This is a genomic window from Candidatus Melainabacteria bacterium, assembly GCA_003963305.1.
GTDB lineage: Bacteria > Cyanobacteriota > Vampirovibrionia > Obscuribacterales > Obscuribacteraceae > PALSA-1081.
The window spans coordinates 297,364-322,844 of the sequence record RXJR01000032.1 but is presented as its reverse complement, the minus strand read 5'-3'; the positions used below and the strand labels follow the sequence as shown (position 1 = coordinate 322,844).

Below are 25,481 nucleotides of genomic sequence, written 5' to 3'. Positions count from 1 at the left end.
GCTTCTGCTTCTGCCTTAGCTTCTGCTTCTGCCTTAGCTTCTGCTTCTGCCTTAGCTTCTGCTTCTGCCTTAGCTTCTGCTTCTGCCTTAGCTTCTCCTTCTGCCTTGGCTTCTGCCTCTGCCTTAGCTTCCGCTTCTGCCCTGGTTTCTGCTTCGGCCTTCTCTACTTCAGAACTTGCTGGCTCAGTGGTCTCGGCTGCTTCTTCTGCCTCTACAGCACTCACTGCTTCTTCCACAACTGCTTCTTCAGACTTGGTTGAGTCTGCTACATCTGCTTCTATCTGCGTTGCTTCATGATCTTCGCTCGGTTGCTCCGATTTCTCAGCCTCTTTGCTCGAAGTATCAAACAAGTCGCTAACAATATCGCCTGTGGCAGACTCTGCAGCAGCTTCGGCTGATTCCTGCGCCGCTTGTGACTCGTGACTGGATTCCAGGCTGTCCAGCAGATCCATTACTTTGTCTGCTACACCGCTGCCATTGTCTTCTTTGGCTTTCGGAGGTGCAAACGATTCAGTCTTAACTGTCTCCGAGGCGGCCAGATTGCTGAGCAATCCTTCTACAGTGGCCTGCAAACTCGGCATGGCATGCAGTGTTTCGGTGAACTTACTCGATTTGCCTTCGATTTCGCTCTCTTTTTCTACTTCGGCTTCAACGACCTCTGTTTTCGCCTCAACCGTACTGTCCAGGCTGGTTGTATCCGGCTCGACGGCAGCTTCTTTGAGATTCTTCGACTCAGCTTCTTCTGATGGCGGGGCGAATGACATTTCTTCTTGCGCTTTGCTGCGCATCACGTTGTCTGGAGTGATCGCCGGATGGTCGCCTGTGGCATCGGCTGCTCTGACTTTCGCCAGAGTCTCGTGAGTCACACTCCGCTGCGCTTCTGAAGGCGCGAGGTTGGAGAAAATGTCGTCCAGTTCGCGATCCAAGCCAGACTCTTCAAACATGCCTTCACTCTTAATTGGTTCAGGCTTCGGCTCGGGTTTTGGTTCCGGTTTCTTTTCCTCAACAACGGGCTTCTTCTCTTCCGGCTTTTTCTCTACGACAGGTTTCTTTTCTTCGACTGGCTTTGTCTCGGCCGGCTTCGCTGCTTGAGATGTCGCAGGTTTCGATACGACTTCTTTCTGCGCTTCGGCGGGCACTAAATTGGAGAAGATGTCGTCGAGTTCCTGATCGATTTTCGTCGATTCGAAGACTCCGCCTTCTTTGGGTTTATCGGCAATCTGTTCCTCAGTTTCAACTTCTTTCTCTGGTTCCGGCGCCAACTCTGCCTTAGTTTCGGTTGCTTTGGCGACTTCTTTCTGCGCCTCTGCTGGTACGAGGTTTGAGAAAATATCGTCGATTTCTTTGTCCAGTCCGGTTTCGAAAAGACCTGACTCTTCTCTCATCGGTTCCGACTTGATCGGTTCTTTCGCTACCGGCGTGGGAGCTTCAGCGGGTTTCGGTGCTGGTTTCACTTCAGGCTTCGGAGCCGGAGCTTCGATTTTCGCTGCTGGCTTCGGCGCTTCGACCGGAGCAGGCTTTGGTGTCGATACAGGTGTGACTGGTTTCGAAGTCTGCGGCGCTGGTTTAGGTGTAGAGATCGGTGTAGGAGCCTTCGGACCAGTTGCGGCTGGTTTTGCAGGCGCTGCCGGAGGCACAACATTTGGTTTCGGAGTTGATGTCGGAGTCAACTGCTTCGCACCAGCACCACCTGCGGTGCTAGAGGTGCTGCTTGAGGATTTTGCGGCCGGGCTTGAAGTCGATGGTGCAGCTGGTACGTCTAGCGCATCCAGCATCGAAGACAGGCTCGGCGATGCTTCCGGCTTTTTCGCCAGTGGAGAATCGTACTGTTTTGGTGCAGGTTTGGGTGATGCGCTGGCTGCGGAAGGCGCTGGCTTGGCTGGTTCTGCCGGCTTGGGCGCGACGGCCGGTTTCGGTGGTTCCGGCGTCTTTACTGGTTCAGGTTTTACAGGTTCCGGCTTCGGTTCAGGTTTTGGTTCGGGGATTGAAAGCGGTTCGTCTGGTACCTCAGGCGGTGACAAAAGACTTTCTTGACCGAAGAGTGAGTCCATCTCTACTTCGTCTGGCGCTGAGTAGGCATCCTCTTGTTTGGTATCAAGCCGGTCCAGAATCGATTTCAGGCTGTCAGCATCATTGTCTCCACCTGCTGTTTCCAGTGGTTTCGGCCGAATTCCGCCTGTGCCGCTAGCGGACAAGGCCTGCAGTTTCGTAAAGGTGCTGGTACTCTTTCGTTTTTGGGCTTGCAAGCGAGTCGCCGTAGATGACGCTACTGTGCCGGTCGTTGCTTTTTTCAGGTTGCTTTGCGAATCTGATGGATTTGTCGAAGGAGCTGGAGCTGTCGGAGTTTCAGCAGTAGGCGAAGCAGTTGAAGCTGCTTGTGCAGTGCTTGGTTGTGCTTGGGCAGCTGGTTCTGTTTGTTTGCCCGAGGCGGCTCCTTTAGCACCCATGCTGCCCGCTAAGCCAGATTTCGTCGGAGCCGGCTCGTTTCCAGCCGCATCGTCCGGAGCAAGGTCGTCGAGAATTCCCCTGAGATTTGTACTTGAGATGCTGGCAGGAGATTTCGTCAGAGGTTCGTTTGGCTGGGCCGGCAGTTTTGTTGAAGACGTCTTCGGAGTTGTTTCTTCCTTATCAGGAATGACGACTTCGGTAGGACCTCCCCTTTTGACGGCGGAGTCTAATGCGTCGGCAGGTTTAAGAGAACAGAACGCGAGTGAAGTCAAAGCCCCACCAAGTGCCATGATTCCCAGCAAGTATTCGTTGATCAAAAGCTGGAAGTTCGGGAGCAGTTTGGTTGTTCCGAAGTTGATATTGGCAGCCAGTCCATAGGCAAGACCAAAAGCGATGCCGATCGCAGAGATGATGATTTTTTGGCGAGCTGAACCCTTGGCAAAGGCGAGGAAAGCAACGAGGATCGGTGCTGCGAGCACAGCAAGAATGATGACGACGCCAGGCAGACCGATCAGCGCCGACGGGAATTGCTTCATCGCGAAGTACGCTGCGGCCCCGAAAACGATTACCGCTACCAGTGCCAGCCAGATTCGAAACGTCAGCTTATACATCAAGTTACCAAGCGCCCACAGTACCTAAGCCCAAAACCGTATGTTCAATATACCCCGCCTAGAGAATCAATACGTTATCAACGAAGATATTTTCAAAATACCGTCTATCGCTTGTTATCCGGGAACTGCTTGACTTATTCGCGATAGTCTCGCTGTCAGGTGCCCGGATCAGGCGGTTACAGTCTGAAGGAACCGCCTAGACGGTTCACCAGACTGTCTCTGACGCGTGTCAGGCTGGCTTCTACTTCTTCATTGGTTAACGTTCTTTGAATGTCTTGGAAACTCAGCCTGTAACTGAGGCTGCGCTTACCTTCGGATGGCTGATAAATACTTACCAGCTCAACGTGTTTGAGAATCGCTCCGGCCGATGAGCTGATGCAAGATGCTACAGCCGCATGGTCGACACCTTCATCGAGATCAACAGTCAAATCTCTTGATGTTTCTGGCGCAGTGGGAATTTCTTTGAACGAATTTGGTTTTCTCAGACTGCGCAAGCCATCGAGAGAAAGCTCGAAGACAAAAGCATTCTGCTTCAGACCCATTGCGTCCGAAAATCCAGGATGCACCTGACCTAAATAGCCGATGTGTTCCGTGTTTGCTTTCGGTGGGGTTTGATTATTGCCGTTGTTGCTCTTTTCCTTCCTGGAAGCGCCGCGATCAAATTCGATTTGGGCACTTCTAGATGGGTGCAAGATATTCGTTTCCTTCGGGTTGAAGAAACGAACTCTCTTCAAGTCGATGCCGAGACTGGAAAGCAAATTTTCGACGACGCCCTTGGCTGTGTAGAAATCTGCGTCTGCGCCTTCCTGACCCTTCCATGCTGTCATTTTTCGGTCGCCCATGAGCACACCGGCGACTTTCAGTTCTTCTTTTACACCAGTTTTGAAAGTGTCTTCTTCACCATCTTTCAAGCGTCTGTAAGTACGCCCGATTTCGAAGATCCACACATCTTTGCGTCCGTGATCCTGGTTGTAGGTGGCGCATTTTATCAGACCCGGCATCAGGCTCTGTCTCAAAACCTGGTGGTCTTCAGAGAGTGGATTGAGCACTTCTACGAGAGTGTCGCGTTTTTGTGTGCTGTACGAAGCGGTCGCTGGGTTAGTATCAGCAGCCGTGAGGCTGCTCAACCAGGCTTCGCTGAGTCCGGCGGCGACCAATATTGACCGTGTCTTAGCCACCGTATCTTCTGCTGGATCAGCCGTTACTGCGGCTTTCGGCATGCGTACCGGTAAATTGTCATAACCCCAGATTCGGCAGACTTCTTCAATCAGATCGATTTCTCTAGTCACATCTGATTGACGGAAACTGGGCACAGCAACTGAGACGGTTTTGTCGTCTTTTTTGCTGACTTTGAAACCCAGTGGAGTCAAATACTCGGTTACCTGTTCAACGCTGAATTCGGCATCGAGAAAGCGCTTCAACTGGGCTAATCGCAAGTCGACAGAGAGTGTTTTGGTTTCGTCGCTGCCGGCTTTTTCCAGTTTGCCGACGCGTGGAGCACCGTTGCCAGAGCAATATTTGAGAAACAGGAATGTGGCTCGGTCTGATGCTTCGGCTGTAGTGCCCACATCAACGCCGCGCTCGAAACGCAAACTGCTCTCGCTGGCAAGCCCGAGCAATCGTCCGCCGCGTCTCACTCTGGCTTGATTGAAGGTCGCTGATTCGAGGGCGACCTCTGTTGTAGAGTCGCTGATTTCGCTGTTTTCACCACCCATGACACCGGCCACGCCGACAGGTTTTCCTGCGTTTGTGATCACCAAAACTTCATCGCTCATGGTGCGCTCTTTGCTGTCGAGAGTGACCATTTTTTCGTCTTGCTTGGCTCGTCTGACCGTGATTTCCGGTTTTTCCAGTTTGTTCATATCGTAGGCGTGAAGCGGTTGTCCGTATTCATGCATGACGTAGTTTGTTATGTCCACGACGTTGTTGATCGAACGCACGCCCACCGCCTCTAACCTTCTGGCTATCAGGTCCGGTGATGGTCCGACTTTTAACCCGCTCAGACGTCTGATCGTGAAGAATGGGCAATCATCTAAGTTTTCTACTTTTACGTCGAAATTCAGAGCTGCGTCTTCAGCTACTTCCAACTTCCAATCAGGGCGCTTGAGAGGGCGATTGAGGAGTGCCGCCACTTCTCTGGCCAAACCTATCACGCTCAAAGCATCGCCTCTATTCGAGCGCGGTTCAACGATAAGAACATAGTCGGGGTAGAGATGGAAAAGCTTTTTGATGTCTGTGCCCAGTTCGCCCTGGGATGGTTTTAGTATCAAAATGCCTGAGCTTTCCGGCGTTTCGACACCTGCCGGAACAATTCCTAGTTCAGGCGGCGAGCAAAGCATGCCGTTCGACTGCACGCCACGAATTGCTGAAGCTTTGATGGCAAGCGCAGTCCCGTCTTTTCGGTTGATTACTCTGGCACCCGGCAAAGCGACTGGCACTCGCTGTCCGACTTCAATATTCTGTGCTCCGCACACGATTTCCAGTGGGTCTTCACCTGGCGCAATACGGGTTTTGGTGAGACGAATCTTGTCGGCATTAGGATGCGGAAGAATTTCCATAATTTCGCCGAGCACCACTGGTCCTTCGATATCCGGACCGACTTTGCGAATTTCTTCCACTTCAAATGCGCCCATAGTGAGCTTTTCTGCCACTACCTCAGGCGTTATACCTGTCAGGTCAACATATTCTGATAGCCAATCGAAGGACAGTCTCATTAGGAATCCTCAGTTAAATAGAAGTGTGCATGAATAAAACGAAGAAGGCATGCGGTTTTCAGAATTGTTCGAGAAACCTGAGATCGTTTGTGAAGAAGTGCCTGATATCGTTGACGTCGTATTTCAGCATGGCAACGCGTTCAATACCCATGCCGAAAGCAAAGCCGTTCCACTCTTCGGGGTCTATTCCGCATCCGCGCAGAACATTGGGGTCGACCATGCCGCATCCGAGTAACTCGAGCCAGCCTCGGTGACCGCAAACTTTGCAGCCACTTCCCATGCAAAATGGGCACTGGCTGTCAAGTTCAGCGCTCGGTTCAGTGAATGGAAAAAAGTCGGGTCGAAAACGTGTTTTTAGAGGCTTGCCAAGGAACAAGCGAATGAATTCGGTCAATAAGCCTTTGAGCTCACCGAATGTCACGTCTTTGTCGATGAGCAAACCTTCCAGCTGGTGAAACAGTGGATATTTGCGGGCATTCACTTCCTCATTGCGGTAGACGCGGCCGGGGGAGATGATGCGCAACGGTGGTTTGGCTTTCTCCATGACGCGCACCTGCACGGTTGATGTCTGGCTGCGAAGGAGCACCGAGCCGTTCACGTTCGTGTAGAACGTGTCTTGTGAATCTCGTGCCGGGTGATGATCGGGTGTGTTGAGTGCATCGAAGTTGTAATAGTCGGTTTCGACTTCCGGACCATCGGCGACAGAAAAGCCCATGCCATGGAAAATTTCGATAATGTCGTTGGTAATTTGAGTGAGCGGATGAATGTGCCCGGGTTTCATTCCGGTGCCTGGCAACGTAACGTCGATGCGTTCGGTTGCCAGTCTGGCATTCAATTCACGGTCGTAAAATGTTCGCTTTCGCGTCTCGAAAGCCGCCTCGATATTTGTCTTTACCGAGTTGGCAAGTGAGCCGACACGCCCGCGGTCTGCCTTATCAAGCTGACCAACGCCGCTCAAAATACCAGTGACCTCGCCCTTTTTGCCCATAAACTTGAGGCGAAATTCTTCCAACTGCGCCGAGTCGTTCACCGCATCTAGTGCTGTAATCGCATTGCGCTCGGCATCGCGTAATTTTCCTTCAAGCTCTTCGGGAGTCATATCTTTGATTCCAAGGTGTTTGGCTGATAACGAGTAATAAAATTAGCAGAAATTCGCCGCATTTCCGGCTTTAGAGGTCCTCGTCGTTGCGATTTGCAATCAAAAGGAAAAACTGCTGCGAGTCCAGTGCACTACAATTCATGCAGGATGTTTTGCGGGTCAGGAAATTGCCCAAGCCGAGATTCAAGAAGAAACCTGGACATACGATTCCGACGACGCGCGTGTCAGTCATCGTCATTCAGGATGACAAAATTCTTCTCGTCAAACACCGCAAAGGCAACCGCCAGTATTGGGTTTTGCCGGGCGGTCGTTTGGAGTACGGTGAGACCTTCTTCGAATGCGCGGTGCGGGAGATAAAGGAAGAAACCGGGCTTGACGTCGCAGTAGAGCGGTTTGTTTTCCTTTCGGAAGCGATCGCGCCGGACCGCATGCATCACATTGTCAATATCTACATAAAAGCCCGAGTTGTTGGCGGAATTATGAAATTGGGTAACGAACCTGTTCTGGCGGCAGTAGATTTCATTCCAGTTGCAGACCTGGAGCGGATTACGCTCTTTCCGCCAATCGGTAAAGTAATCGTTGAATCATTGCCAAGTGGGTTTCAGAGTGGCATCGAGTATCTTGGCAATCTCTGGGTGTAGTATGATCTCCCTCTGTATATTAAGTCGGCAGCACGCTGCATAGACTGCACTGGTTTAGATGGGGAACGGACACATGCCACAGCAAAAAGGCGTTAAGCGTGCTCAAAAGGTCGCTGAAAGAGCTCGCAAGAAAAAAATCAAGGCAAGAGAAGCCGATATCAGACGATGGGAACGTGCTGAAGAAGTAGCCACTGCGGCTGCTGATAAGAAGTAAGCACTTTTCGCAAGAGTCATTTGAATCGTCCGCGCTAAGCACGGGCGATTTTTTGTCTTAGCCGAATTCTTCGCCAAATGAGAAGGTGGTTTGTCCAACTACCACTTCGCTGCCAGTTTTGGCACCTTCTGCAATCAGTGCGTCGATGATGCCCATAGCTCGAAGCACTTGAATCATGTGATGAATCGAATCCGGGTCCCGCATATTAGTGACAGACACTATTCGGGCGGCGCGGTCGCCTTCAACGAAGAAGACACCCTTCTTTCGGTGAATCTGGAAGCTACTGTCTGGGCGCTCCTGAGATTTGGGGTCGAAGAATATGATTTCAGCCGGCTCAGGTTGTGCTTCTTTTAACTTGGCAAGCGCTTCTTCCAGGATGTCGATTAAATGATCCACTCCCTGCCTGGTTGCCCCGGAGATAAGCATTATCTCTTCGCCTTTGAACAACTCTTTCTGTTTTTCGTTCTTTGCCGTCTTGTAGTGTTTCTTCAAGCGCTCAATGATGGATTTGGCGTCGTCTTCATCGACCAGATCAGCCTTGTTACAGACGAGAAGTTGAGGAAGTGCAGCCAGATCTTCGCTGTGCAAGCGCAATTCGTCGCGGATCGTATCGATATCTTGTTCGATATGTTCCGACGATATATCGACCAGATGAATGAGCAATCTGGTTCGCTCTACGTGTCGTAAGAACTGGTGTCCGAGACCGACGCCTTCTGAGGCGCCTTCCACCAGACCCGGGATATCCGCCATCACCAGGGCGTTGCCGCTTTTTGTCTTGATCACGCCAAGCTGCGGTTCCAATGTAGAAAATGGGTAGTCCGCTATCTTGGGTTTCGCTGCTGATACCACAGACAGTAGCGTTGATTTTCCAGCGTTTGGCAACCCGATTACGCCAATGTCGGCAAGTATCTTCAGCTCAAGCTCGAGTTTCCGCTCGATGCCTGCTTCTCCAGGTTCGCAATAGTGCGGCGCTCGCATTTGCGGGGTGGCCAGCATGACGTTACCACGACCGCCACGACCGCCTTGAGCCACCATGGCGCGCTGGTGGTCGAGCACCAGGTCTGCGATTATGTCGCCTGTTTCAGCGTCTTTAATCACAGTTCCGATGGGCACTCGCACCACCGTGTCTTCGGCGTTCTTGCCGTGCATTCCCTTATTGCGACCGCGTTCTCCGGGTCGCGCTTCGATTCGCTTCTTGAACTTGAAGTCTATGAGCGTGTTTATATCTCGAGTCGCCTCGAAGTATATGTGTCCGCCGCGACCACCGTTTCCACCGGCTGGACCGCCCATGGGCTCGTACTTTTCGCGCCGCCAGGCGATTATGCCGTTGCCGCCGTCGCCGGACCGTACTTCTATAAAGACGTGATCTATGAATTGACTCATGTTTAAGTTAAAGCATCTGAAGGGTAGATCTTATACTGATCTAGAATTAGATCTTGATCTGTGTAGTATTTATATATACTTGTGTGAGGATGTCCGTTCTTCTTGGCATGATTTGAAATGGACCGTACTCGTCCCGAGTGCCTCGTCGTCAAAGCCAATCGGAGCATTACTACCGGCAACTGTGTTTGGCACAGGAGGAAAGTCCCTTGGAAGAGAGAATTACAGTTCACGAAAAGGCACGCGGCGAAACCATAAACGTCTATATCGGCGAATACCGCGGCACAAAATATTTGCACATTCGCGAATGGTACATGGACAAAGACCAGGAAGAAAAGCCGACAAAGAAGGGCATTGCACTGCCGCTTGAAAAAATCGATGCTTTGCGTGAAGCAATCGACCGTCTGGTACCGGCTGGTGAAGGCTCTGCTGACGAACCGTAATAGCGAATAGGAATTCAAATTTGATCATTGCTCGAAGTGTGTTGGAGCGTTGGCTTGCTCCGATGATCTTTTTATCCGTCTTTTCTCTCTTTCTCAACTTCCAATCTGTACAAGCCGCAGAATTGACCGTCACCAACGCTGCACCGTCGCAAGGCGAAACAGTCGAATTGACAGCGACTGCCGGTGATTCCGAGCCGCCACCGTCTTCGGTGGCATTCAACAATCACACTTACAAACTTTTCCCTAAGTCCGGTTCAGGTGATGGCAAGCAATTTGTTGCTCTGATTGGCATTCCGGCTGACTTGAAGCCAGGCAAATATGCAGCTTTTGTCGGTGATAACAAAATCGATCTTTCTGTTAAAGCTGGTAAATTTCCAATTCAATATTTGACTTTGCCAAAGTCGAAAGACAATTTTTTGACCTCGCCCGGTGAAGAAGAAGGAATCGCTGCTGCTAAATCTACAATTTCTGAAAAGCGCATGTGGACAGGTATTTTCACCGTACCTTCCAAATATCCGATGTCATCAAAATTTGGACAGAAGCGCGTCGTCAATGGAAAATTGTTGGATGACTATTACCATTCCGGTTTGGATTTTAGAGCGCCTGCGGGCAGCCCTATTGTTTCATGCGCGCCGGGAAAAGTAGTAATGGTCGGGCTCAAGTGGCGCTTGCACGGCAATTGCGTCGCAGTCGATCACGGGCAAGGTGTAGTTTCGATCTACATTCACATGACCTCCGTCGGCGTCAAAGTGGGACAGGAAGTTGAAGCCGGTCAGAAGCTGGGCACAGTCGGAGCGACAGGACGCGCGTCAGGACCGCATCTGCACTGGAGTCTGTACGTAAACAACGTCGCCACCAATCCGCAGCCGTGGATCGCCGTTCCGAACTCAAAAGTCTGGCTCGTCGCAAAAGCTCAGTAACAGCTGAGCTTCCTATACTTCATGGAGCGCATCCGTCCCGGATGCCCCAAACTAAGCCACGTCACGTCTATATTTCCAGTCACTCACTCCGCGCGAGTATAATGCCAGTATACGAAGCGCAGGTGCCTTCATGGACCCAGTAGTAGCGACTTTGATATGGACAGTCATAGTGGTGCTGGTGGCACCGGTAATTGTGGCTTGCGTTTTTCTCTCAGAACGAAAATCGCATCCTCTGATGATCCCGTGGAGTTTGCCGAGTTTCCGACGCCCATATTTCCTACTGAGTGTTGATGAGCGATTGGCGCGCAGAATCGATCGAAAATATTTTCGACTTTGCGTCGAAATTGAAACATGCGGCGAGGAGCTTGCAGCCTCTGTTTCTAGCGAAAAATCTTTACAGAAGGAAATTCGACATTCACGTCGGCATCGACGCAGCCAGCATTACCAAGAAAAATTGAACTCGGAGCAGAGGCGTTTACGCGACGGTCGTCTGAAGGAGCTGGAAGAGCAGATGGCTCAGCAACAACAACGAACCAAACTTCTGAGAGAGAAAAAGTCCGATCTGGACCACTCGCTCAGCAAGCTCTACACAGTCAAACAGATTCATCTGTCAAAGGTAAGTACAGAGAAGACGTTAAATCAAACAGAGAAGATTTTAAAGAAAGTATCTTCAGCGCACCTTGAAGACCGACTGACCCGTGCTATTGATATTGTTCAGGCGCGAGAGGCGTCGGCAATGAAAGAATTTCAAGATCAAGCTGCTAAGCAATTGGGATCTAAACTTTGGGATAAGTATGAGAAATCGGTAGCAGAATTCGAATCTAAAGTGCAGTTGCTCGAATCGGGTTTAGCTCAACCCGCCCAACCAAGCAGAGAAGATGCGATTTTGGAAAAGGCAATACTACTTGGGCAACATGCTTATAGCCGTTTCAATAACTTGAAGTCATCTCTTCTAGATGCAGTGGCCGCTGCGGATAGCAGCGTTACTAACGCGCTTTCTAGATTGCAGAGCCGCCTATCGCAAGCGCGCGAAATCGCAGCTTCTTCAAAAGACCTGGAGCATCGCCTCGAAGTTTCTATCGCATCAGAACAGGATCGACTTGAACAGTTGAAAAACAATGTCGGGGTTGACGTGGAAGGAGGAGTGAACGCCATATCTCTCGCAGCAAGCATGGAAATTTCGATTCAAAGTCTTAGCTTGTCTCTTGACTCAATTAAGAGAAGAAATCTTTCTATTCAGCGGATACTCTCTTATGTTGATGCGATTACAAGACGTCTTGCAATTTTGAAAATGTTGATAGACGCTCTGCCGTCTTCTTCCAGAACCATGAATAGTCAGATCGTGCAAATAAGTAATTCTGTTTGTTCATTCTTGAAGAGCTTCAGCGATTGCGAGAAATCTGAGGATTCGGCGGTTCCAGCGGACCTCATTTTTAGACTTCACGAGCTTGAGCAAAACAGTTTGATGTCGTACATAAAGATCGCCAAGGGCGAAGCTGAGGCTCTATCTCCAAAGTCTTTAGATCGACTCAAGCGAGATATTTCAAACATCACAGCAGCACTTGATTTGGAAAGAACTGATGCCGCCTCGGAATTTGAGAAATGGTCAGGTATAAGCGCAGCTGCCGAGCCGGAAAATGACAAGCTACTACTGGCGGTGGCTGAAAACCGAAAGGCGAGATGCTCCGAAATTATCAAAATCACTGAACAGACACAAGAAGTGCTCAATCTTACAGTGAAGATGACGCAAGCTCGCTTGTCTAATAGCAAGGCGAGCTAACTGCTCGTCATTACCGTACAATTTTGATGCTGTTAAAGAAGTTGTTTCGAGCTTTGACTGTCGATGCGGAGTCGTCTGCGCCTATGCAGGCAAAGGTATAGCCCCACGACGGAGAAACGACAATCAAAAACTTGCCGTTGCCGTGGCAAAATTCGCGTGCTCTATAGCCTTGCACTCTGGTGACTTTGTCGCTGCTTCGTTTTGTCCCTATCCTGTCAGCAAAGTCTTGCATGTATCTCAGTTGTTCGCTCTCTGACATTTTACTTATCGGTGCGATTTCGACGGCATAGTTATTGTCATTGTCTTGCCCTGTCCAATAGCCATCTTCTGATTTGAATTCCGCAGGAAAAAGAAATGACAATCCGCTTTTTGCATCAATGATTTTTTTCATAGGCACAACGCGATTGTCTTCGATTTCAATTGACTTGAAAAATCGGTCATTGACGCTGGGAAGTTGCGGTGCTGACTCAGAAATCATGACGGCATGATTTTTTGAATAGTGAAAGAGAGTGCGCGTAGGTAAACTGTCTTTTGTTCTTGGCGCGGTTCTCTCTTGAAATGTGAAGCCGTTAATAACCCGATTTTGAAAATTGGCCGGGTCTGCAATCAGAAATTTGAAATCTGATTTTGCCGAATACATGGCCACCACTGTGTAAATATTGCCGCCGGAAGCTATTGTCCACGAGCGCATTTTCACGCCGTTGTTGGATGGTAGGTCCGATTGATTTACTAATTTGGGAACCCGAACTGAAAAGTATCCACCGATCGGACGCAAAACCTGCCAGTTAGATGAAGTTTCAGCATACGCTGGGTCGATTAGCAAACATGTCGACCCGAGTGCAGCGATCATTAGCCTGCCTATGGTAGTCGAGTGGAGCGGCTGGCTGGACATGAGATTGATTTGCCTCATCTGGGTATTGAAGCAATTATATCTGTGGTCTATGGAGCACAAGCGATGTCCACCACAACTAACTTGAGCCAAGCCGATTTACTCTATGACAGATTCGCTGGTGTATTGCTTGGGACGGCAGTAGGCGACGCACTCGGTTTGTATCTGGAGGGACTCGAAGCAGATTCGATTCAATCTCAATTTGGTTCTGCAGTTGATCGTTACTATTTGCTTGGGAATATCGGATTCGTCAGTGATGACACAGAGCAGTCCGCCCTGATCGCGCAGTCCCTTATAAAGTTTCCGCCCGACCTTGACTATTCGGTGAACAGATTTCGTACTGCGATGTTGGGATGGTTTTGTCGTATGCCTTTTGGGGTTGGTCAGGCGACGAGCTACTCTTGTATGAAAATTCTGATGGGCTCGAAGAACACCGGAATTCCTTCTGCGGGAAACGGCGCCGCGATGCGTGCTGCAATACTGGGAGCGTTTTTCTACGACGATAGCGAGCTGCGAAATCAATTCGGTATCGGACTGGCTAATATCACGCACACAGACGCTCGGGGCGTTGAAGGGGCGTTGTTTGTAGCTGAGATGACCGCTGCTTGTGTCAGAGCGGGTTTAGACAGGCAGGCGCAAGTGATTTCTGATACGGGGGTGGGGCAGAGTGCGGCCGCCGGTGCGAAACTTGACACCGAGAATAATGGCAAGACTAATGGTGTCGTATATGGTGATGAGTGGCTGTTGAGATTGTACGATCAATCTGTTGAAGTCGTTCAAGACAAATCTTTGAAAGAAGCCTTGAGTAATGCTAGAGAATTGGCGCTAGAGAAGGCATCTGTTGATGATGCTCGAAAGCGGCTTGGCTGCAGTGGTTTTGTTAATCATAGCGTGTCTCTTGCTGTGTTTGGTTTTTTGCGTTTTGGTGATGACCCATTAACAGCTATTCAGTCTGTCATCATGGCTGGTGGCGACACCGACAGCAACGCTGCAATTGTCGGTGCGTTGTGCGGCGCTCTTCATGGCGAAAGTGGCTTGCCCATGAAGTTGATTTCGCAAATCAATGATGGACCGTTCGGACCTGAACATTTGCGCAGTTTGGCGAAAGCTTTAGTTGAAACCAAAAAAGGTAAGAGCGCGGCAACTCCGGGGTACTTCTGGCCGGTTGCCTTCGCAAGGAACGTTGCGGTTATTCCGATTCTTCTGTCGCATACCCTGCTCCGCCTGGCACGCCGAGGAAAAATCACCTGATTTTAGGAGAGCGTAATTTCATCGCGTGGCGTTTGGCTATTGATTTCTCACTCCGAAAGGTTACTAAGTCTGCTGTTGTGTGTTGTAATTATTTCCAAAGTTTAGTCTGAAACCGGAGTCATTATGCCTACTGATTTACTTACCGATGCAAGCCTGTATCACTGTTGGACGCCGGTGTCATTGCGTTACGGCGATACTGATGCCCTGGGGCACGTCAATAATGCCGTGTTTTCAACTTTGCTCGAGCAGGGGCGCGTTTCAGCGCTTTTTAACGGCATGGATGCGTTGAGTGAGCCAGGGACGACTTTTGTCATTGCTAGCGTCAAGCTGGATTTTTTGGCGGAAATGAATTTCCCGGGCACAGTTCAGGTCGGAACCAAAATCAATTCGTTCGGGAAGTCCTCCGTTAAGGTAGGTCAGGCAATTTTTCTGAATGGAAAATGTTGCGCTGTATCGGAAGAGGTCATGGTGCTTATAGATTTGACGACGAGAAAACCGGTGCCAATTTCGGTTGAGACTCGCAATAAAATAGAGGCGCGCACATTACCTGCTGCGGTTAGTTAGATGACTCCTCTGCGAAAATTATCCACGCTCTGCTTTTCGCTTTCAGTGCTGTTGCATCCGGTGGCCGCCGTTGGTGCAGATAAGAAGACAAAGTCAGTTGAGCGGGGCACGATTTTGCACGCTCGCAATAACTTCGGTCTGGAGAATACTTATATAAACGAAAATGGTTGCCGCATCGAATATCCAGTTGCTGGACTGAATTTGATTTGCAAGAAGCCAACTTATGAAATTGTCTGGTTCAATCCGCAAGCTAAGACGGTAATGAAAGAGTCTATCGCTGGGTTTCGTGAACGAACCGGACAGCCGGCAATCGAGGCTGACATGTCGCATATGCCTCAAAAGGTTGTCGAATTTGCTGGTGTGCCCGCCGTTTGTATTACGCTGAAGCTGTCCAATAATGTTGACAAGTCTGCACTTCCGGAATTTTCGACGAGAAGTACCTCCAGCGTTCTGCACACCAATTTCTACGTCCTCAGGGATGTTGTCAGGAATCCTGTGCTGACTAAGTTCCTGAACACCTTTCTGCACGTTCCAGCGTCAGGTGGCGTTCCACTGGCAATCACTCATGATAGGTCGGATCGAACAACTTCCACTGATTTCAAAGTTGAACGCGTTGAGCGTAATGTGGCTTTTCCAGCAGGCGTTTTTGATGCGCCGATTGCAGGTTTTAAGACTGTCCATTCGCAGCCCGATGTTGCTCAGGGACCAGGATATAAAAAGCAATTTGATGATCTGGCTCGTGATATGGGTATCGGTGTGCCCCTGGGCAAGTGACAGAGCCGCAAGTGACAGAGCCGCCTCGCCGATGAAACAAAAATGCGCTGGATTGCTCCAGCGCATCTGTATATCCACACAACTATTGATTCGGAATCTTCTTAGAGAACCTGAGTCTTATTCCAGAAAGCGTCTTTGATTGCTTTGGAAGAATTGGTTTCCGAGCTGATTACCACTGTCGACGGAGCGAACAAGAAGACGCCGTCGCCGATGCGCTGCTGGTGACCGTCAATCGCATGGCAAGCACCCGACAAGAAGTCGACTACGCGCTGTGATTGTTCGTTGTCCAGCATGTGCAAGTTGAGCAGAACCGATTTGCGAGCGCGGAGGTGCTCGACAATTTCGATTGACTCTTCAAACTGTCTTGGTTCGATAACCAGAACTTCGCTTGAGGCTTGGGCGCTTGGATGGTCTACGACTTTGCTGCTGTAGTTCGGTGTAATGGTTGACCGTGTAGCTCTTACCGGATCTACAGGTTGTGGTTCGAGCGCCAACTGACCGTTTGTCGCATAAACTTCGTCTGACGTCTCGAACAAATCTTCGAAATCTTCTCTTTCATAGTTGTCCGCAGGACCAAACCAGAAACTTTTGAACTTTGTAACGATGCTCACTTACATTTCCTCCTCTAACTCGAATAAATCAAGTTACGCCTTACCAGATTCCCCACCGTTCCTTACCAGGAAAAAAATCACATCACTCTTTGAATATTGCCGAACCTATCCGCACCATTGTGGCACCACATTTGATTGCATCTTGCCAGTCAGTGCTCATCCCCATCGATAATTCACGCAGATTTACATCGAACGTTTTCTCCAACTCGTCTCTCAGGTCACGAAGACCATCAAAACATTTTTGCCAGACTTGTTTGTCTTCAGTGAGTGGCGTGATGGTCATTAGACCTTCAATTGTCAAGCCCGGCAGATTTTTGATCTGAGCGAACTGGGCGCGCAACTCGTCTGGAGTAAAGCCTGTTTTATCAGCATCTTCCATCACTTTTACTTGCAAGAGCACCGGTTGAATCAGCTCGCGACTGGTGGCAACTTTGGAAATCTCTTGAGCAAGGCGGAGTGAGTCGACCGAATGAATCAAAGCGAATTTCCCGATCGCTTGCTTCACTTTGTTGGTCTGAAGGTGACCGATAAAATGCCATTTTGAATTGTTGACCACTGGTGGTGGCAGCACTTTCATTTTGGCAAGGACATCTTGAACTCGGCTTTCACCAAATTCGGTGACACCAGAGGAGTAAGCCTCCTCTATTTGAGCGGGCTTTGCGGATTTAGTCACAGCAATGAGCTTGACCGGACGATTGCCGATTGTCTCTTTGATGCGAGCTAAGTTGTCAGCCACACTCATGCCTTCCGTTCGGGCAAACTGGCATCACATATGATGCCTCCAGCAACACCTACTATAAGACCTGGAAACGGGGAATTTGTCAAGTCGATACCGCGTTTACAGGCTCAAAAAAAGGTCAATTTATTGACCTCGACCTTGCCATTGTACCGCCAAATATTATCAGCTGAAAGATGTGATGAATACACGCTTTCATAGCGTTCCGTCTGATAGTGTGTTGCCTAAGTGATATCTCTAGTGGTGCTAAGAGATCTCTTTCACTTGTCGAGTCGGGAAACCAGCACTGATGCGGCATAGACGGCGGCCGTCTCAGCCCTGAGTATGCGTTTGCCTAGAGAAATCGGCGTGAAACCATGAGTGAAAGATAATGCAAATTCTTCGTCGGTGAATCCGCCTTCGGCACCAATGGCGATGCATATATTTTTGGTGCCACTTGTGCTGCTTATTGCATCGTTTATCGGCTGTGCATCAGCCCTCTCAGCGCCAATAAATTTGGTCGCTGCAACAAGCTCTTGCCTCTTGACAAAATCTGAGAATTTTTCCGGAGAAACCACATCTGGTATCAGGGCCCGTTCACTTTGCTCGCTCGCTTCGCGAACGATGGAATGCCACCGTTGAAATTTGGTGGCAGATAACTTTTCCTCGGCATCATATGTGATGACACTGCGGTCCAGGATGATGGGTATGATTTCTGCCGCACCCAGTTCGGTCAGCTTTTCCAGAGCCCATTCGAAGCGCGCGCTGCGCAGCACTGGAAGCGCGACTGAAAATCGCACGCTCGCCTCCCCGCCGGCCGGTGAAGCGGATTCGAACTGACAGATGATCTGGTCTCCGGCGCGAATCTTTCCTTTCGATGCGGAACTCGACTGAAGCGTGCAGGGATAGATATTTCCTTTGCCATCGAGAACATCCAGAGCATCGCCGGGTCTCAATCGCAAAACTGTGACGATTTGCCTGATCTGATTGGCATCTTCGATGCGAATTGTCTTGTTTTCCTGGTCAATACAAGATGGTTCGACAAAGAAACGGGAGCGACGCATAGTAAATCTTCCGCAGTCCGGGCGCTGGGCACGTGCCCCCCGGTGATATAATCTTGCACTACTTATCCATGCAAATCCATACATACTTGAGCTAGAGATTGCGAAGTTCGCGGTCACCCTTTAAAACATGGATATAGGTCGTTTGCTTACCCCTGGCGGGATTTGGGACATTGCCAATGGATCTTAAAGACTGGTTTGACAAACGGCGGAAACGGCGTGATGACGAGAAAGGCAAAGCCCCTGAGCCAACGGCAACGTCTGATGACATCTGCGCACTCTGGACAAATTGTTTCCAGTGTCGAGAACTTCTCTATACGAGGGATTTGCGTCAGAACCTCTATGTCTGCCCTAAGTGCCAGTACCACTTCCGCATTGGCGCTGTCGAGCGTATCGAGCAACTGGCTGACCCTGGCACCTTCATCGAAACTGATGCCAATCTAACCTCCTCTGATCCGCTCAAGTTTGTCGATACTGACAATTATCCGAGCCGGCAGCAGGAAGCCAGTCGCAAGTCTGGTCTGACGGAAGCCGTCGTCACAGGCACTTGCAAAATCAAAACTTACGACGCGGCTCTTGGCATCATGGACTTTGGCCATTTTGGCGGTTCTATGGGCTCTGTGGTCGGCGAAAAGGTGACCCGCATTACCGAGCGCGCGCACCGCGACAAGCTGCCCTTGATCATTGTTTCCAGCTCTGGCGGCGCCAGAATGCAGGAAGGCATCTTCAGCTTGATGCAATTAGCGAAAACGAGTTCTGCCCTCAAGTCGTTTCAAGATGACGGGGGATTGTACATCTCCATCCTTGCTGAGCCGACATTTGGTGGGGTAACTGCCAGTTTCGCCATGCTGGGCGACATCATCATCGCCGAACCTGGTGCACGTATCGGCTTCGCCGGGCGTCGCGTCATTGAGCAGACGATCAGGCAGAAACTGCCCACAGACTTCCAGACCGCTGAGTATTTGCTCAAGCATGGGCAGGTAGACATGGTTGTGGAACGAGCCAAACTAGCGGATCAACTTGCGAAGATGATTGCCTTCCATGCCCCGCGGCAAAAAAAAACGCCAGCGGGAAAGCCAAATGAGCTGCCGCCTCGTCCACGTCACAAAGAACCCACCAAGGTGAGCTAAGCGATGACTAAACAGATTCCACTCGAGTTCGAGCAACCGCTGGCAGTGCTGGCTCAACAGATAGAAGCGATTAAAAAGCAGCTGGCGACCAACCCTGAGTTAGACAAAGACGTTTTGCGGCTGCAGGAGCAGTACAACAATCTGGAGAAGTCTCTCTACGCCAATTTGAGACCTATCGATCATCGCGAGATCGCCAGACATCAGCAGCGTCCTTACGCGCGTGACTACTTCGACCGCTGGGACTCTGAATGGATTGAGTTGCATGGAGACAGGCAGGGCGCGGACGACCCGGCTATGGTCTGTGGCATGGTCAAGCTGGGCGACTATCATGTAATAGGTATCGGCACGCAGAAGGGGCGCTCGCTTCGCGAAAAGCAGCAGTGCAACTTCGGCATGCCGCAGCCGGAAGGCTACAGAAAAGCGTTGCGGCTCTTTCATCACGCTGAGAAGTTCAATCTGCCTGTCGTGACCCTTATAGATACTCCTGGAGCGTATCCCGGCATGCATGCTGAAGAGCATAATCAGGCGGAAGCTATTGCGGTCAATTTGTTCGAGCTGGCCGGTCTGACGGTGCCTGTGGTGGCAGTTGTCACTGGTGAAGGTGGCTCAGGTGGTGCTCTGGCGATCGGTTTAGCCAATCGCATCCTTATGCTCGAGCATTCAGTTTATTCAGTTATTTCGCCTGAAGGTTGTGCCTCGATTCTCTGGCGGTCCGCTGACAAGGTGTCAGAGGCTTGCGAGGCCATGAAAATGACGGCGCGGGAAATTTTGGAGCTGGGCGTCATTGATGACGTAATCGAGGAGCCACTGCGTGGTGCTCATCATGATTTCGATTTCGCTGCTATGAAGACCAAAGATGCGATTTGCAAGCATCTCGATGAACTGACGAAGTTGAGTCGCGAAGAGATTCGCGAAGACCGCCAGCGGAAGTTCCGCAACATAGGCGCCTTTGTAGAAGCCTGAGTAATCGTTACTTGTACTCGTTACTTGTTGGCTGAATCTTTCATCAACTGCTGGTAGCGTTTGAGCAGAACCCTGGAGGGGTCGTACTGGCTCGACTTAGGCGGCACCTGGTCTAGATAAGCGCAGGCTTGCTTGTATTCTTGATCTCGGGCCAGCAGCTTTGCTTCCTGCACAAGCGCTTTTCCATATACTTCAAACTTTTCTTTCGGCATCTTATTCTGATTTTGAGCGCGGTAGTCTTTCACTACTTTGATCACTTCCAGGTATTTGCCTTTCTTGTATAGAGCGTCTGCCTCTTCAATCGACGCCGCTTTTAGCCCGGGAATCATTGACTGGATGCGCTGATCAGTTGCGGCCACAACAATGCCGCCGGCGATACCAACTGCAACCAGCCCGAGCACTACTTTGCCGGCGTGGTCTTTGATGGCGTCAACCCAGGTGCGTTTGACGCGACCGCGCTGGAAGCTTGTGTGACTTAAGCTTGTGCTCGATGCCGTCGAGGCGCTCTGATAATCATTCACTGCTGCGGCTGCTGCAGCACGTGCCGCTTGCACGCGAGCCATGGCGCCGCCGCCGTCTATTTCGTCGTAGGCCCCGGATGTGCGCAGTTCGTCAAGAGCGCGTGAAGCCAGGTCAATTGGTTTTGTTCGCGGCACAGCCATCTCTTTGCTGGCCGAAGAGCGTGTTTGCAAGCTGTCGTCACTTGCCAGTGGTCCGGGACTGATATCTGGTCGCTTCGGTGCCGGTGCCACCAATTCTGGTGCCATCGCCGGCGCTTTGCCGGCTGCCTCGAGCGCCTCGGAGAATTCCTCCATTGTCTGATATCGCTGGTCTGGATTCTTTTGCAGGGACTTATAGACGACTTCTTCCAGTGCTTGAGAGAAGTGCAGGTCGTCCCGTACCGAATTAAGCGGTTTTGGCGGATCGGACAGGTGCATGGCCATGACTTTGACTAATTCGTCAGAAAGAAATGGCACTTCCCCAGTGAGCGTCTCATAAATGACGACGCCCAGCGAGTAAATGTCGCTTCGATGGTCGACTTTACTGGAGGTACATTGCTCAGGGCTCATATATGTCGGGCTGCCGCAAACCGTTCCTGTCCGTGTGATTCTGGCTACATCCGATTCTTCTTGAACCAGTCGAGCGATGCCGAAATCCACTACGATCGGGAAGAGCTTCTGCCCGCTGCGTTCTACCAGGCAGATATTCTCGGGTTTGACGTCTCTGTGAACGACACCCTGGCGATGAGCTTCAGCCAGAGCTCCGCAGACTTGTTTGAAAAGCGGAATCGTTTCTTCGACGGTGAGGTGATTGCGCTCGTTGAGCAAATCAGACAGCGGCGTGCCCTTGAGCAAGTCCATAGCGATGTAAGGGCGGTTTCCTTGCGGAATTGTACCGAAGTCGTAAATCGTGATGATATTAGGATGGCTGAGTCGGCTGGAGGCTTTTGCTTCCTGCGTGAATCTCTTGATGAACTCCTGGTCTGAAACCAGGTAGTCGTGAAGCACTTTGATGGCGACTTCTCGCCCAATCAGCTCTTGCACCGCTTTGTAGACGGTACCTGCTGACCCCTGTCCGATAACAGATTCGATCTTGTAACGGCCTTCAACAACAACGCCGAGTAACGGATCGTCCCCGACGGTAACCATTGAGGAACCGTCTCTGGGGCATATATCTTGCTCTCCAGTGGTCTGAAAATTGCAGATCAGACATAGCTTCATACGAAAAAGAGTTGATTGAACTGGTAAATGAGAGGGGGTAACGCCAGAAGTGCAGGTCGAGATCACCTGCCCTTATATTACTTTTAATTACCACAGTCGGGCACTAACAAACCGAAAAGAAGTTTACGCCTTAATATCAATCCCTCGGCAAATTCCGCCATTTCGGCTGCTTGTTCAGGACTTCCACTAAAGCTCTTGGCGAGCGCGTATTGCCGACCCCGCGGGCGCTAACAGGTTTTTGCTCAAACTCTGGGTGGCTTGATTTGACATCGCCCGAAGCTGAATCCAAGCAAGAAAAATTGGGTGAAGATCACTCAAAAAAATTTGGAATGAAGCCGCTTCTTCTTGTCTTCCTGACCGTTTTTATCGATCTCCTCGGATTTGGATTAATCATTCCGGTTTTGCCGACTTATGCACGCGAGTTGCAAGCCAGCGACACCACTGTTGGGTTTTTGATGGCGTCATATTCGATGATGCAGTTCCTTTTGACGCCATTCTGGGGACGTTTATCAGACCGTGTGGGCAGGCGTCCGATATTGTTGGTCAGCCTCTTCGCCTCATGTATTGGATATATGGTCTGGGGATTTTCCAGCTCACTGATCATGCTCTTTGTCGCCAGAATGGTTGCCGGCGCCGGTAACGCCAACATAGCCGTAGCGCAAGCCTATGTGAGCGACGTGACAGCTGTCGAAGACCGCGCTCGCGGCATGGGAATGGTTGGCGCCGCTTTCGGTTTGGGCTTCGTTTTAGGTCCAGCTATCGGGGGAATTTGTGCCGGGTTCGGTCTCGCCATGGTTGGCTTTGTGGCGGCAGCATTCAGTTTCGTCGATTTCGTTCTCACTTTCTTGTTCCTGCCTGAGCCGCCAAATCGGAGTAAGGCTGCCTCTGAGCGATTTGGCAACGGGCCCGGATTTTACTGGGAAACCATCAAAGAGCCGAAATTGAAGGTTTCACTGGCGATATTTTTCATAGCCACGTTCGCCTTTGCCAACATGGAGACAACGCTTGTGCTGCTCACGCACGACCAGTTCAAGTTCACCACCAATATGAACAGTTGGATGTTCACTTATATTGGTGTCTTGATCGTATTGGTTCAGGGTGGGCTAATTCATCGGCTCACCCGGAAATTTGGTGAAAAGAGGCTGATTGCCGTCGGTCTGGCGCTTTCTGCCGTGGGACTTGTGCTTACGCCTGCCACGACAAACATAATGGTGCTCGGTCTGGCTCTGGCTTTCCTCGCCATTGGTTCGGGCATCAATAACCCTTCCAACCAGAGCATGTTGTCCAAGTTGTCGCCTGCAGACCGGGTCGGCGGTGTACTCGGGGTCGGGCAATCACTTTCTACTTTGGGTCGCATCGTCGGACCGATAGTGGGCGCAGCCGCCTACCAGCACCTGGGTTACAGCGCTCCTTACTGGATTGGAACGGTAGCAATGGCGGTGGCACTGGCGATGAGTTGCCGGTTGCCAGATTTGCAGCTGAGGCGGGACTGAGTGTTGTACGAATCCACGTCGTTAGTGCTTGTTCGCCATAAATTCGATATATTAATTCGCATTAAAAGGTGGTATATTGGTTTTGGCAGTTGTTGAGAGCAACGCAACAACAGCCGACGACATCCGAGAATTTCCCGCTACTTTCAACGTCACCTCCAGGTTGAAGTCAAGCCTTCTGAATTGCGATCACAGAATGAGGGAATTCTTGCTACATGAGCCAGACTCTGAGCCATGCGTGCGCGGAACTGTGGAGGTTGGTAGCTCAAACCTCAGTTGATTTTATTCAGGAAGTAGAAAGAAGATGACAGAACATCAAAAAGAAACCGCCCAAAAGCAGGTACAGAAGCGTTATCAATTAGAATTGACCAGATATCAAAAGCAGATCGAAAAACGGAACAAAGTTCTCAGACGCGGTAAGGCAGAGTAAAGACGAGGCTGATGAGCACGAAAGGCAAACAATTTCCTTCAGAGGCATCATCAGTCGATCCACCCGGAATACTGAAACCAAGTTTCGACCAGTTTCGCCGTTTCTGGCAGAGTCCGGAAGTCGAGCGGATGCTCTTGTGTGCAGACATTGAATCAAATGTCGCTCACGTCAAAATGCTGGGCGAGACAGGCATAATCGCGAAGCAAGTCTCAGCCGATGTTGTGGCTGGGCTCGAACAGATTCGCAAGGAAATGGCGCAGGGGGTGCCCGTTTTGCAAGACGGCGACGTCGACATTCATTCGGCTATTCACCGTCGACTCGGCGACATTGTAGGCGGAATGGCTGATGTTGTGCGTATGGCTAAGTCACACAATGACCAGATCGCGACCGACATAAGGCTGTGGCTGCGCGATGTCACAATCGATGTCTACAACTTGCTTTTGGAAGTCCGCTTTAAGCTCTTGCAGCTTGCCGAGCGCGACATCGATGTGGTCATGCCCGGTTATACGCACATGCAACCTGCTGTGCCTATATTGCTGGCCCACTGGTGGCTGGCTAACGAAACCAGAATGGCTCGCGATTTCTCTCGCCTTTCAGACTTCTACAAACGTATGAATGTGCTGCCGCTCGGAGCTTGCCAGCTCGCTGGCACTACCCAGCCAATCGATCGCCAGCTGGTCGCCACTTACCTGCACTTCGATGCGGTGATGGAGAACAGTCTCGATGCTGTTTCAGACCGCGACTATCTGATCGAATTCGCCTCTGCCGCGTCGATCATCGGTGTTCACCTTTCCCAGATGAGCTCCGAGCTTCTTTTGTGGTCGACACAGGAGTTCTCTTTCGTACGACTGCCGCGTTCGTTTGTATTTCGCAGTCAGAGCATGCCGCAAAAGCGCAATCCGGAGCTTCTGGAAATTCTTCGTTCTCGCCCGAGCGTTCTGAATGGCAGACTCTCGCAATTTCTCAATGAGCTGAAAGGGCTTTCCGTTTCATATTCGCAAGATTTGCAGGAGTGTTTACCTGGACTGTTAGACGTTGTCGAGAACGTCAAATTTATCCTGGAGCTGACTGATGTTCTGCTTCCAGCGTTCAAGTTCGACACTGTTCGCATGCAGAAGCTGGCTAACGCAGATATGACCAACTCAGGCCACGCTATCGATTATCTGATTGAGCGTGATGTGCCACCTGACAAAGCCATGAAGTTAGTGGACCAGATTTTGGACTACTGCCGCGAGCGCAGCAAAGCCCTGCCTGATTTGACATTGAATGAGTGGATCCAGTTTTCGCCAGCCTTCAATGAAGATATTTACAACTATGTGTCGCTTGAAAATGCTGTTGACTCGCGCATTTCGTATGGTGGAACAGGCGGGCTGCAGGTGCAGGAATCGCTCACACGGGCCGTCGAGCGGCTGCATGCTGATAAAGCCTATATTGACGCTCTGAGCGTGAAACGACTCTGTTGCCAGGGCGAAAAAACTTGCAGCTGATCTGTTCTTCAGGGCGTCCTACAAAGTCGCGCTAATGGTCTCAGTTCCTCAACAGAAGCGCCTTTTTATAAACAGAATGGCGTTTGAAAGGTTACACTGTCTACACTTCGTTTATATATAACAGTTCGGTGCGTCACTTCGAACT

At 50.5% G+C, this 25,481-nt stretch carries 20 protein-coding genes; 11 read left to right on the top strand and 9 right to left on the bottom strand.

Annotated features, from left to right (window positions below; translation table 11 throughout):
• From EKK48_29230 to EKK48_29220, 3 genes are all read right to left on the bottom strand, one after another.
• On the bottom strand, positions 1-3,059 hold a 3,059-nt coding region (locus EKK48_29230), incomplete at its 3' end, for a hypothetical protein (GenBank protein RTL35763.1).
• 176 nt (positions 3,060-3,235) lie between these two features.
• Positions 3,236-5,773: a phenylalanine--tRNA ligase subunit beta gene (locus EKK48_29225; protein ID RTL35762.1), complete on the bottom strand. Its 2,538-nt coding sequence runs from the start codon at positions 5,771-5,773 to the stop codon at positions 3,236-3,238.
• 58 nt (positions 5,774-5,831) lie between these two features.
• The gene (locus EKK48_29220; GenBank protein ID RTL35761.1) at positions 5,832-6,872 is read right to left on the bottom strand and encodes a phenylalanine--tRNA ligase subunit alpha; all 1,041 of its coding nucleotides are present in this window, start codon (positions 6,870-6,872) and stop codon (positions 5,832-5,834) included.
• A gap of 140 nt (positions 6,873-7,012) precedes the next feature.
• Between EKK48_29220 and EKK48_29215 the strand changes: the two genes are divergently transcribed.
• On the top strand, positions 7,013-7,513 hold the full coding sequence (locus EKK48_29215; protein RTL35760.1) for an NUDIX hydrolase: 501 nt from the start codon (positions 7,013-7,015) through the stop codon (positions 7,511-7,513).
• Between the two features lie 271 nt (positions 7,514-7,784).
• On the opposite strand, the gene obgE is transcribed toward EKK48_29215, so the two are convergent.
• Positions 7,785-9,110, bottom strand: a complete 1,326-nt coding sequence (obgE, locus tag EKK48_29210) for a GTPase ObgE (GenBank protein ID RTL35759.1) — start codon at positions 9,108-9,110, stop codon at positions 7,785-7,787.
• Positions 9,111-9,328: 218 nt separating this feature from the next.
• Between obgE and EKK48_29205 the strand changes: the two genes are divergently transcribed.
• From EKK48_29205 to EKK48_29195, 3 genes are all read left to right on the top strand, one after another.
• Positions 9,329-9,550, top strand: coding sequence for a transcriptional regulator (locus EKK48_29205; protein RTL35775.1), 222 nt, complete (start codon positions 9,329-9,331; stop codon positions 9,548-9,550).
• Positions 9,551-9,570: 20 nt separating this feature from the next.
• Positions 9,571-10,470: a M23 family metallopeptidase gene (locus tag EKK48_29200; protein ID RTL35758.1), complete on the top strand. Its 900-nt coding sequence runs from the start codon at positions 9,571-9,573 to the stop codon at positions 10,468-10,470.
• A gap of 130 nt (positions 10,471-10,600) precedes the next feature.
• A complete protein-coding gene (locus EKK48_29195; GenBank protein RTL35757.1) occupies positions 10,601-12,250 on the top strand; it encodes a hypothetical protein in 1,650 nt (549 codons plus the stop codon).
• 10 nt (positions 12,251-12,260) lie between these two features.
• Here EKK48_29195 and EKK48_29190 read toward each other — a convergent pair whose 3' ends face one another.
• Complete coding sequence (locus EKK48_29190) at positions 12,261-13,100, bottom strand: hypothetical protein (protein RTL35756.1); 840 nt, start codon at positions 13,098-13,100, stop codon at positions 12,261-12,263.
• Positions 13,101-13,205: 105 nt separating this feature from the next.
• On the opposite strand from EKK48_29190, the gene EKK48_29185 reads away from it, so the two are divergent.
• The 3 genes from EKK48_29185 (at position 13,206) to EKK48_29175 (ending at position 15,728) form a co-directional block, all read left to right on the top strand.
• On the top strand, positions 13,206-14,390 hold the full coding sequence (locus EKK48_29185) for an ADP-ribosylglycohydrolase family protein (protein RTL35755.1): 1,185 nt from the start codon (positions 13,206-13,208) through the stop codon (positions 14,388-14,390).
• A 123-nt stretch (positions 14,391-14,513) separates the two neighbouring features.
• Positions 14,514-14,954 (top strand): acyl-CoA thioesterase, encoded by a 441-nt coding sequence (locus tag EKK48_29180; GenBank protein RTL35754.1) that lies wholly within the window; start codon positions 14,514-14,516, stop codon positions 14,952-14,954.
• Positions 14,955-15,728, top strand: a complete 774-nt coding sequence (locus EKK48_29175) for a hypothetical protein (protein ID RTL35753.1) — start codon at positions 14,955-14,957, stop codon at positions 15,726-15,728.
• 101 nt (positions 15,729-15,829) lie between these two features.
• On the opposite strand, the gene EKK48_29170 is transcribed toward EKK48_29175, so the two are convergent.
• The 3 genes from EKK48_29170 to EKK48_29160 all read right to left on the bottom strand — a co-directional run bounded on the left by EKK48_29170 (position 15,830) and on the right by EKK48_29160 (position 18,235).
• A complete protein-coding gene (locus tag EKK48_29170; protein ID RTL35752.1) occupies positions 15,830-16,339 on the bottom strand; it encodes a cell division protein SepF in 510 nt (169 codons plus the stop codon).
• An 82-nt stretch (positions 16,340-16,421) separates the two neighbouring features.
• Positions 16,422-17,081 carry a YggS family pyridoxal phosphate-dependent enzyme gene (locus EKK48_29165; protein RTL35751.1) on the bottom strand — a complete coding sequence of 220 codons (660 nt, stop codon included), beginning with the start codon at positions 17,079-17,081 and terminating at the stop codon, positions 16,422-16,424.
• A 254-nt stretch (positions 17,082-17,335) separates the two neighbouring features.
• The gene (locus EKK48_29160) at positions 17,336-18,235 is read right to left on the bottom strand and encodes a 16S rRNA (uracil(1498)-N(3))-methyltransferase (GenBank protein RTL35750.1); all 900 of its coding nucleotides are present in this window, start codon (positions 18,233-18,235) and stop codon (positions 17,336-17,338) included.
• A gap of 59 nt (positions 18,236-18,294) precedes the next feature.
• On the opposite strand from EKK48_29160, the gene EKK48_29155 reads away from it, so the two are divergent.
• Together EKK48_29155 and EKK48_29150 are read left to right on the top strand one after the other, a co-directional pair.
• Positions 18,295-19,245 (top strand): acetyl-CoA carboxylase carboxyltransferase subunit beta, encoded by a 951-nt coding sequence (locus EKK48_29155; GenBank protein RTL35749.1) that lies wholly within the window; start codon positions 18,295-18,297, stop codon positions 19,243-19,245.
• Between the two features lie 3 nt (positions 19,246-19,248).
• The gene (locus EKK48_29150; GenBank protein RTL35748.1) at positions 19,249-20,208 is read left to right on the top strand and encodes an acetyl-CoA carboxylase carboxyltransferase subunit alpha; all 960 of its coding nucleotides are present in this window, start codon (positions 19,249-19,251) and stop codon (positions 20,206-20,208) included.
• Positions 20,209-20,228: 20 nt separating this feature from the next.
• On the opposite strand, the gene EKK48_29145 is transcribed toward EKK48_29150, so the two are convergent.
• The gene (locus EKK48_29145; GenBank protein ID RTL35747.1) at positions 20,229-21,929 is read right to left on the bottom strand and encodes a serine/threonine protein kinase; all 1,701 of its coding nucleotides are present in this window, start codon (positions 21,927-21,929) and stop codon (positions 20,229-20,231) included.
• A 263-nt stretch (positions 21,930-22,192) separates the two neighbouring features.
• Between EKK48_29145 and EKK48_29140 the strand changes: the two genes are divergently transcribed.
• Together EKK48_29140 and argH are read left to right on the top strand one after the other, a co-directional pair.
• Positions 22,193-23,422 (top strand): MFS transporter, encoded by a 1,230-nt coding sequence (locus EKK48_29140; GenBank protein ID RTL35746.1) that lies wholly within the window; start codon positions 22,193-22,195, stop codon positions 23,420-23,422.
• A 438-nt stretch (positions 23,423-23,860) separates the two neighbouring features.
• Positions 23,861-25,336: an argininosuccinate lyase gene (gene argH / locus EKK48_29135; GenBank protein ID RTL35745.1), complete on the top strand. Its 1,476-nt coding sequence runs from the start codon at positions 23,861-23,863 to the stop codon at positions 25,334-25,336.
• Positions 25,337-25,481 lie beyond the last annotated feature (145 nt).

Coding starts and splice junctions, on each gene's coding strand:
- EKK48_29225 (RTL35762.1), bottom strand. CDS start 5,773: ATGAGACTGTCCTTCGATTGGCTATCAGAATATGTTGACCTGACAGGT.
- EKK48_29220 (RTL35761.1), bottom strand. CDS start 6,872: ATGACTCCCGAAGAGCTTGAAGGAAAATTACGCGATGCCGAGCGCAAT.
- EKK48_29215 (RTL35760.1), top strand. CDS start 7,013: ATGCAGGATGTTTTGCGGGTCAGGAAATTGCCCAAGCCGAGATTCAAG.
- obgE (RTL35759.1), bottom strand. CDS start 9,110: ATGAGTCAATTCATAGATCACGTCTTTATAGAAGTACGGTCCGGCGAC.
- EKK48_29195 (RTL35757.1), top strand. CDS start 10,601: ATGGACCCAGTAGTAGCGACTTTGATATGGACAGTCATAGTGGTGCTG.
- EKK48_29190 (RTL35756.1), bottom strand. CDS start 13,100: ATGATCGCTGCACTCGGGTCGACATGTTTGCTAATCGACCCAGCGTAT.
- EKK48_29185 (RTL35755.1), top strand. CDS start 13,206: ATGTCCACCACAACTAACTTGAGCCAAGCCGATTTACTCTATGACAGA.
- EKK48_29180 (RTL35754.1), top strand. CDS start 14,514: ATGCCTACTGATTTACTTACCGATGCAAGCCTGTATCACTGTTGGACG.
- EKK48_29175 (RTL35753.1), top strand. CDS start 14,955: ATGACTCCTCTGCGAAAATTATCCACGCTCTGCTTTTCGCTTTCAGTG.
- EKK48_29165 (RTL35751.1), bottom strand. CDS start 17,081: ATGAGTGTGGCTGACAACTTAGCTCGCATCAAAGAGACAATCGGCAAT.
- EKK48_29155 (RTL35749.1), top strand. CDS start 18,295: ATGGATCTTAAAGACTGGTTTGACAAACGGCGGAAACGGCGTGATGAC.
- EKK48_29150 (RTL35748.1), top strand. CDS start 19,249: ATGACTAAACAGATTCCACTCGAGTTCGAGCAACCGCTGGCAGTGCTG.
- EKK48_29145 (RTL35747.1), bottom strand. CDS start 21,929: ATGAAGCTATGTCTGATCTGCAATTTTCAGACCACTGGAGAGCAAGAT.
- argH (RTL35745.1), top strand. CDS start 23,861: ATGAGCACGAAAGGCAAACAATTTCCTTCAGAGGCATCATCAGTCGAT.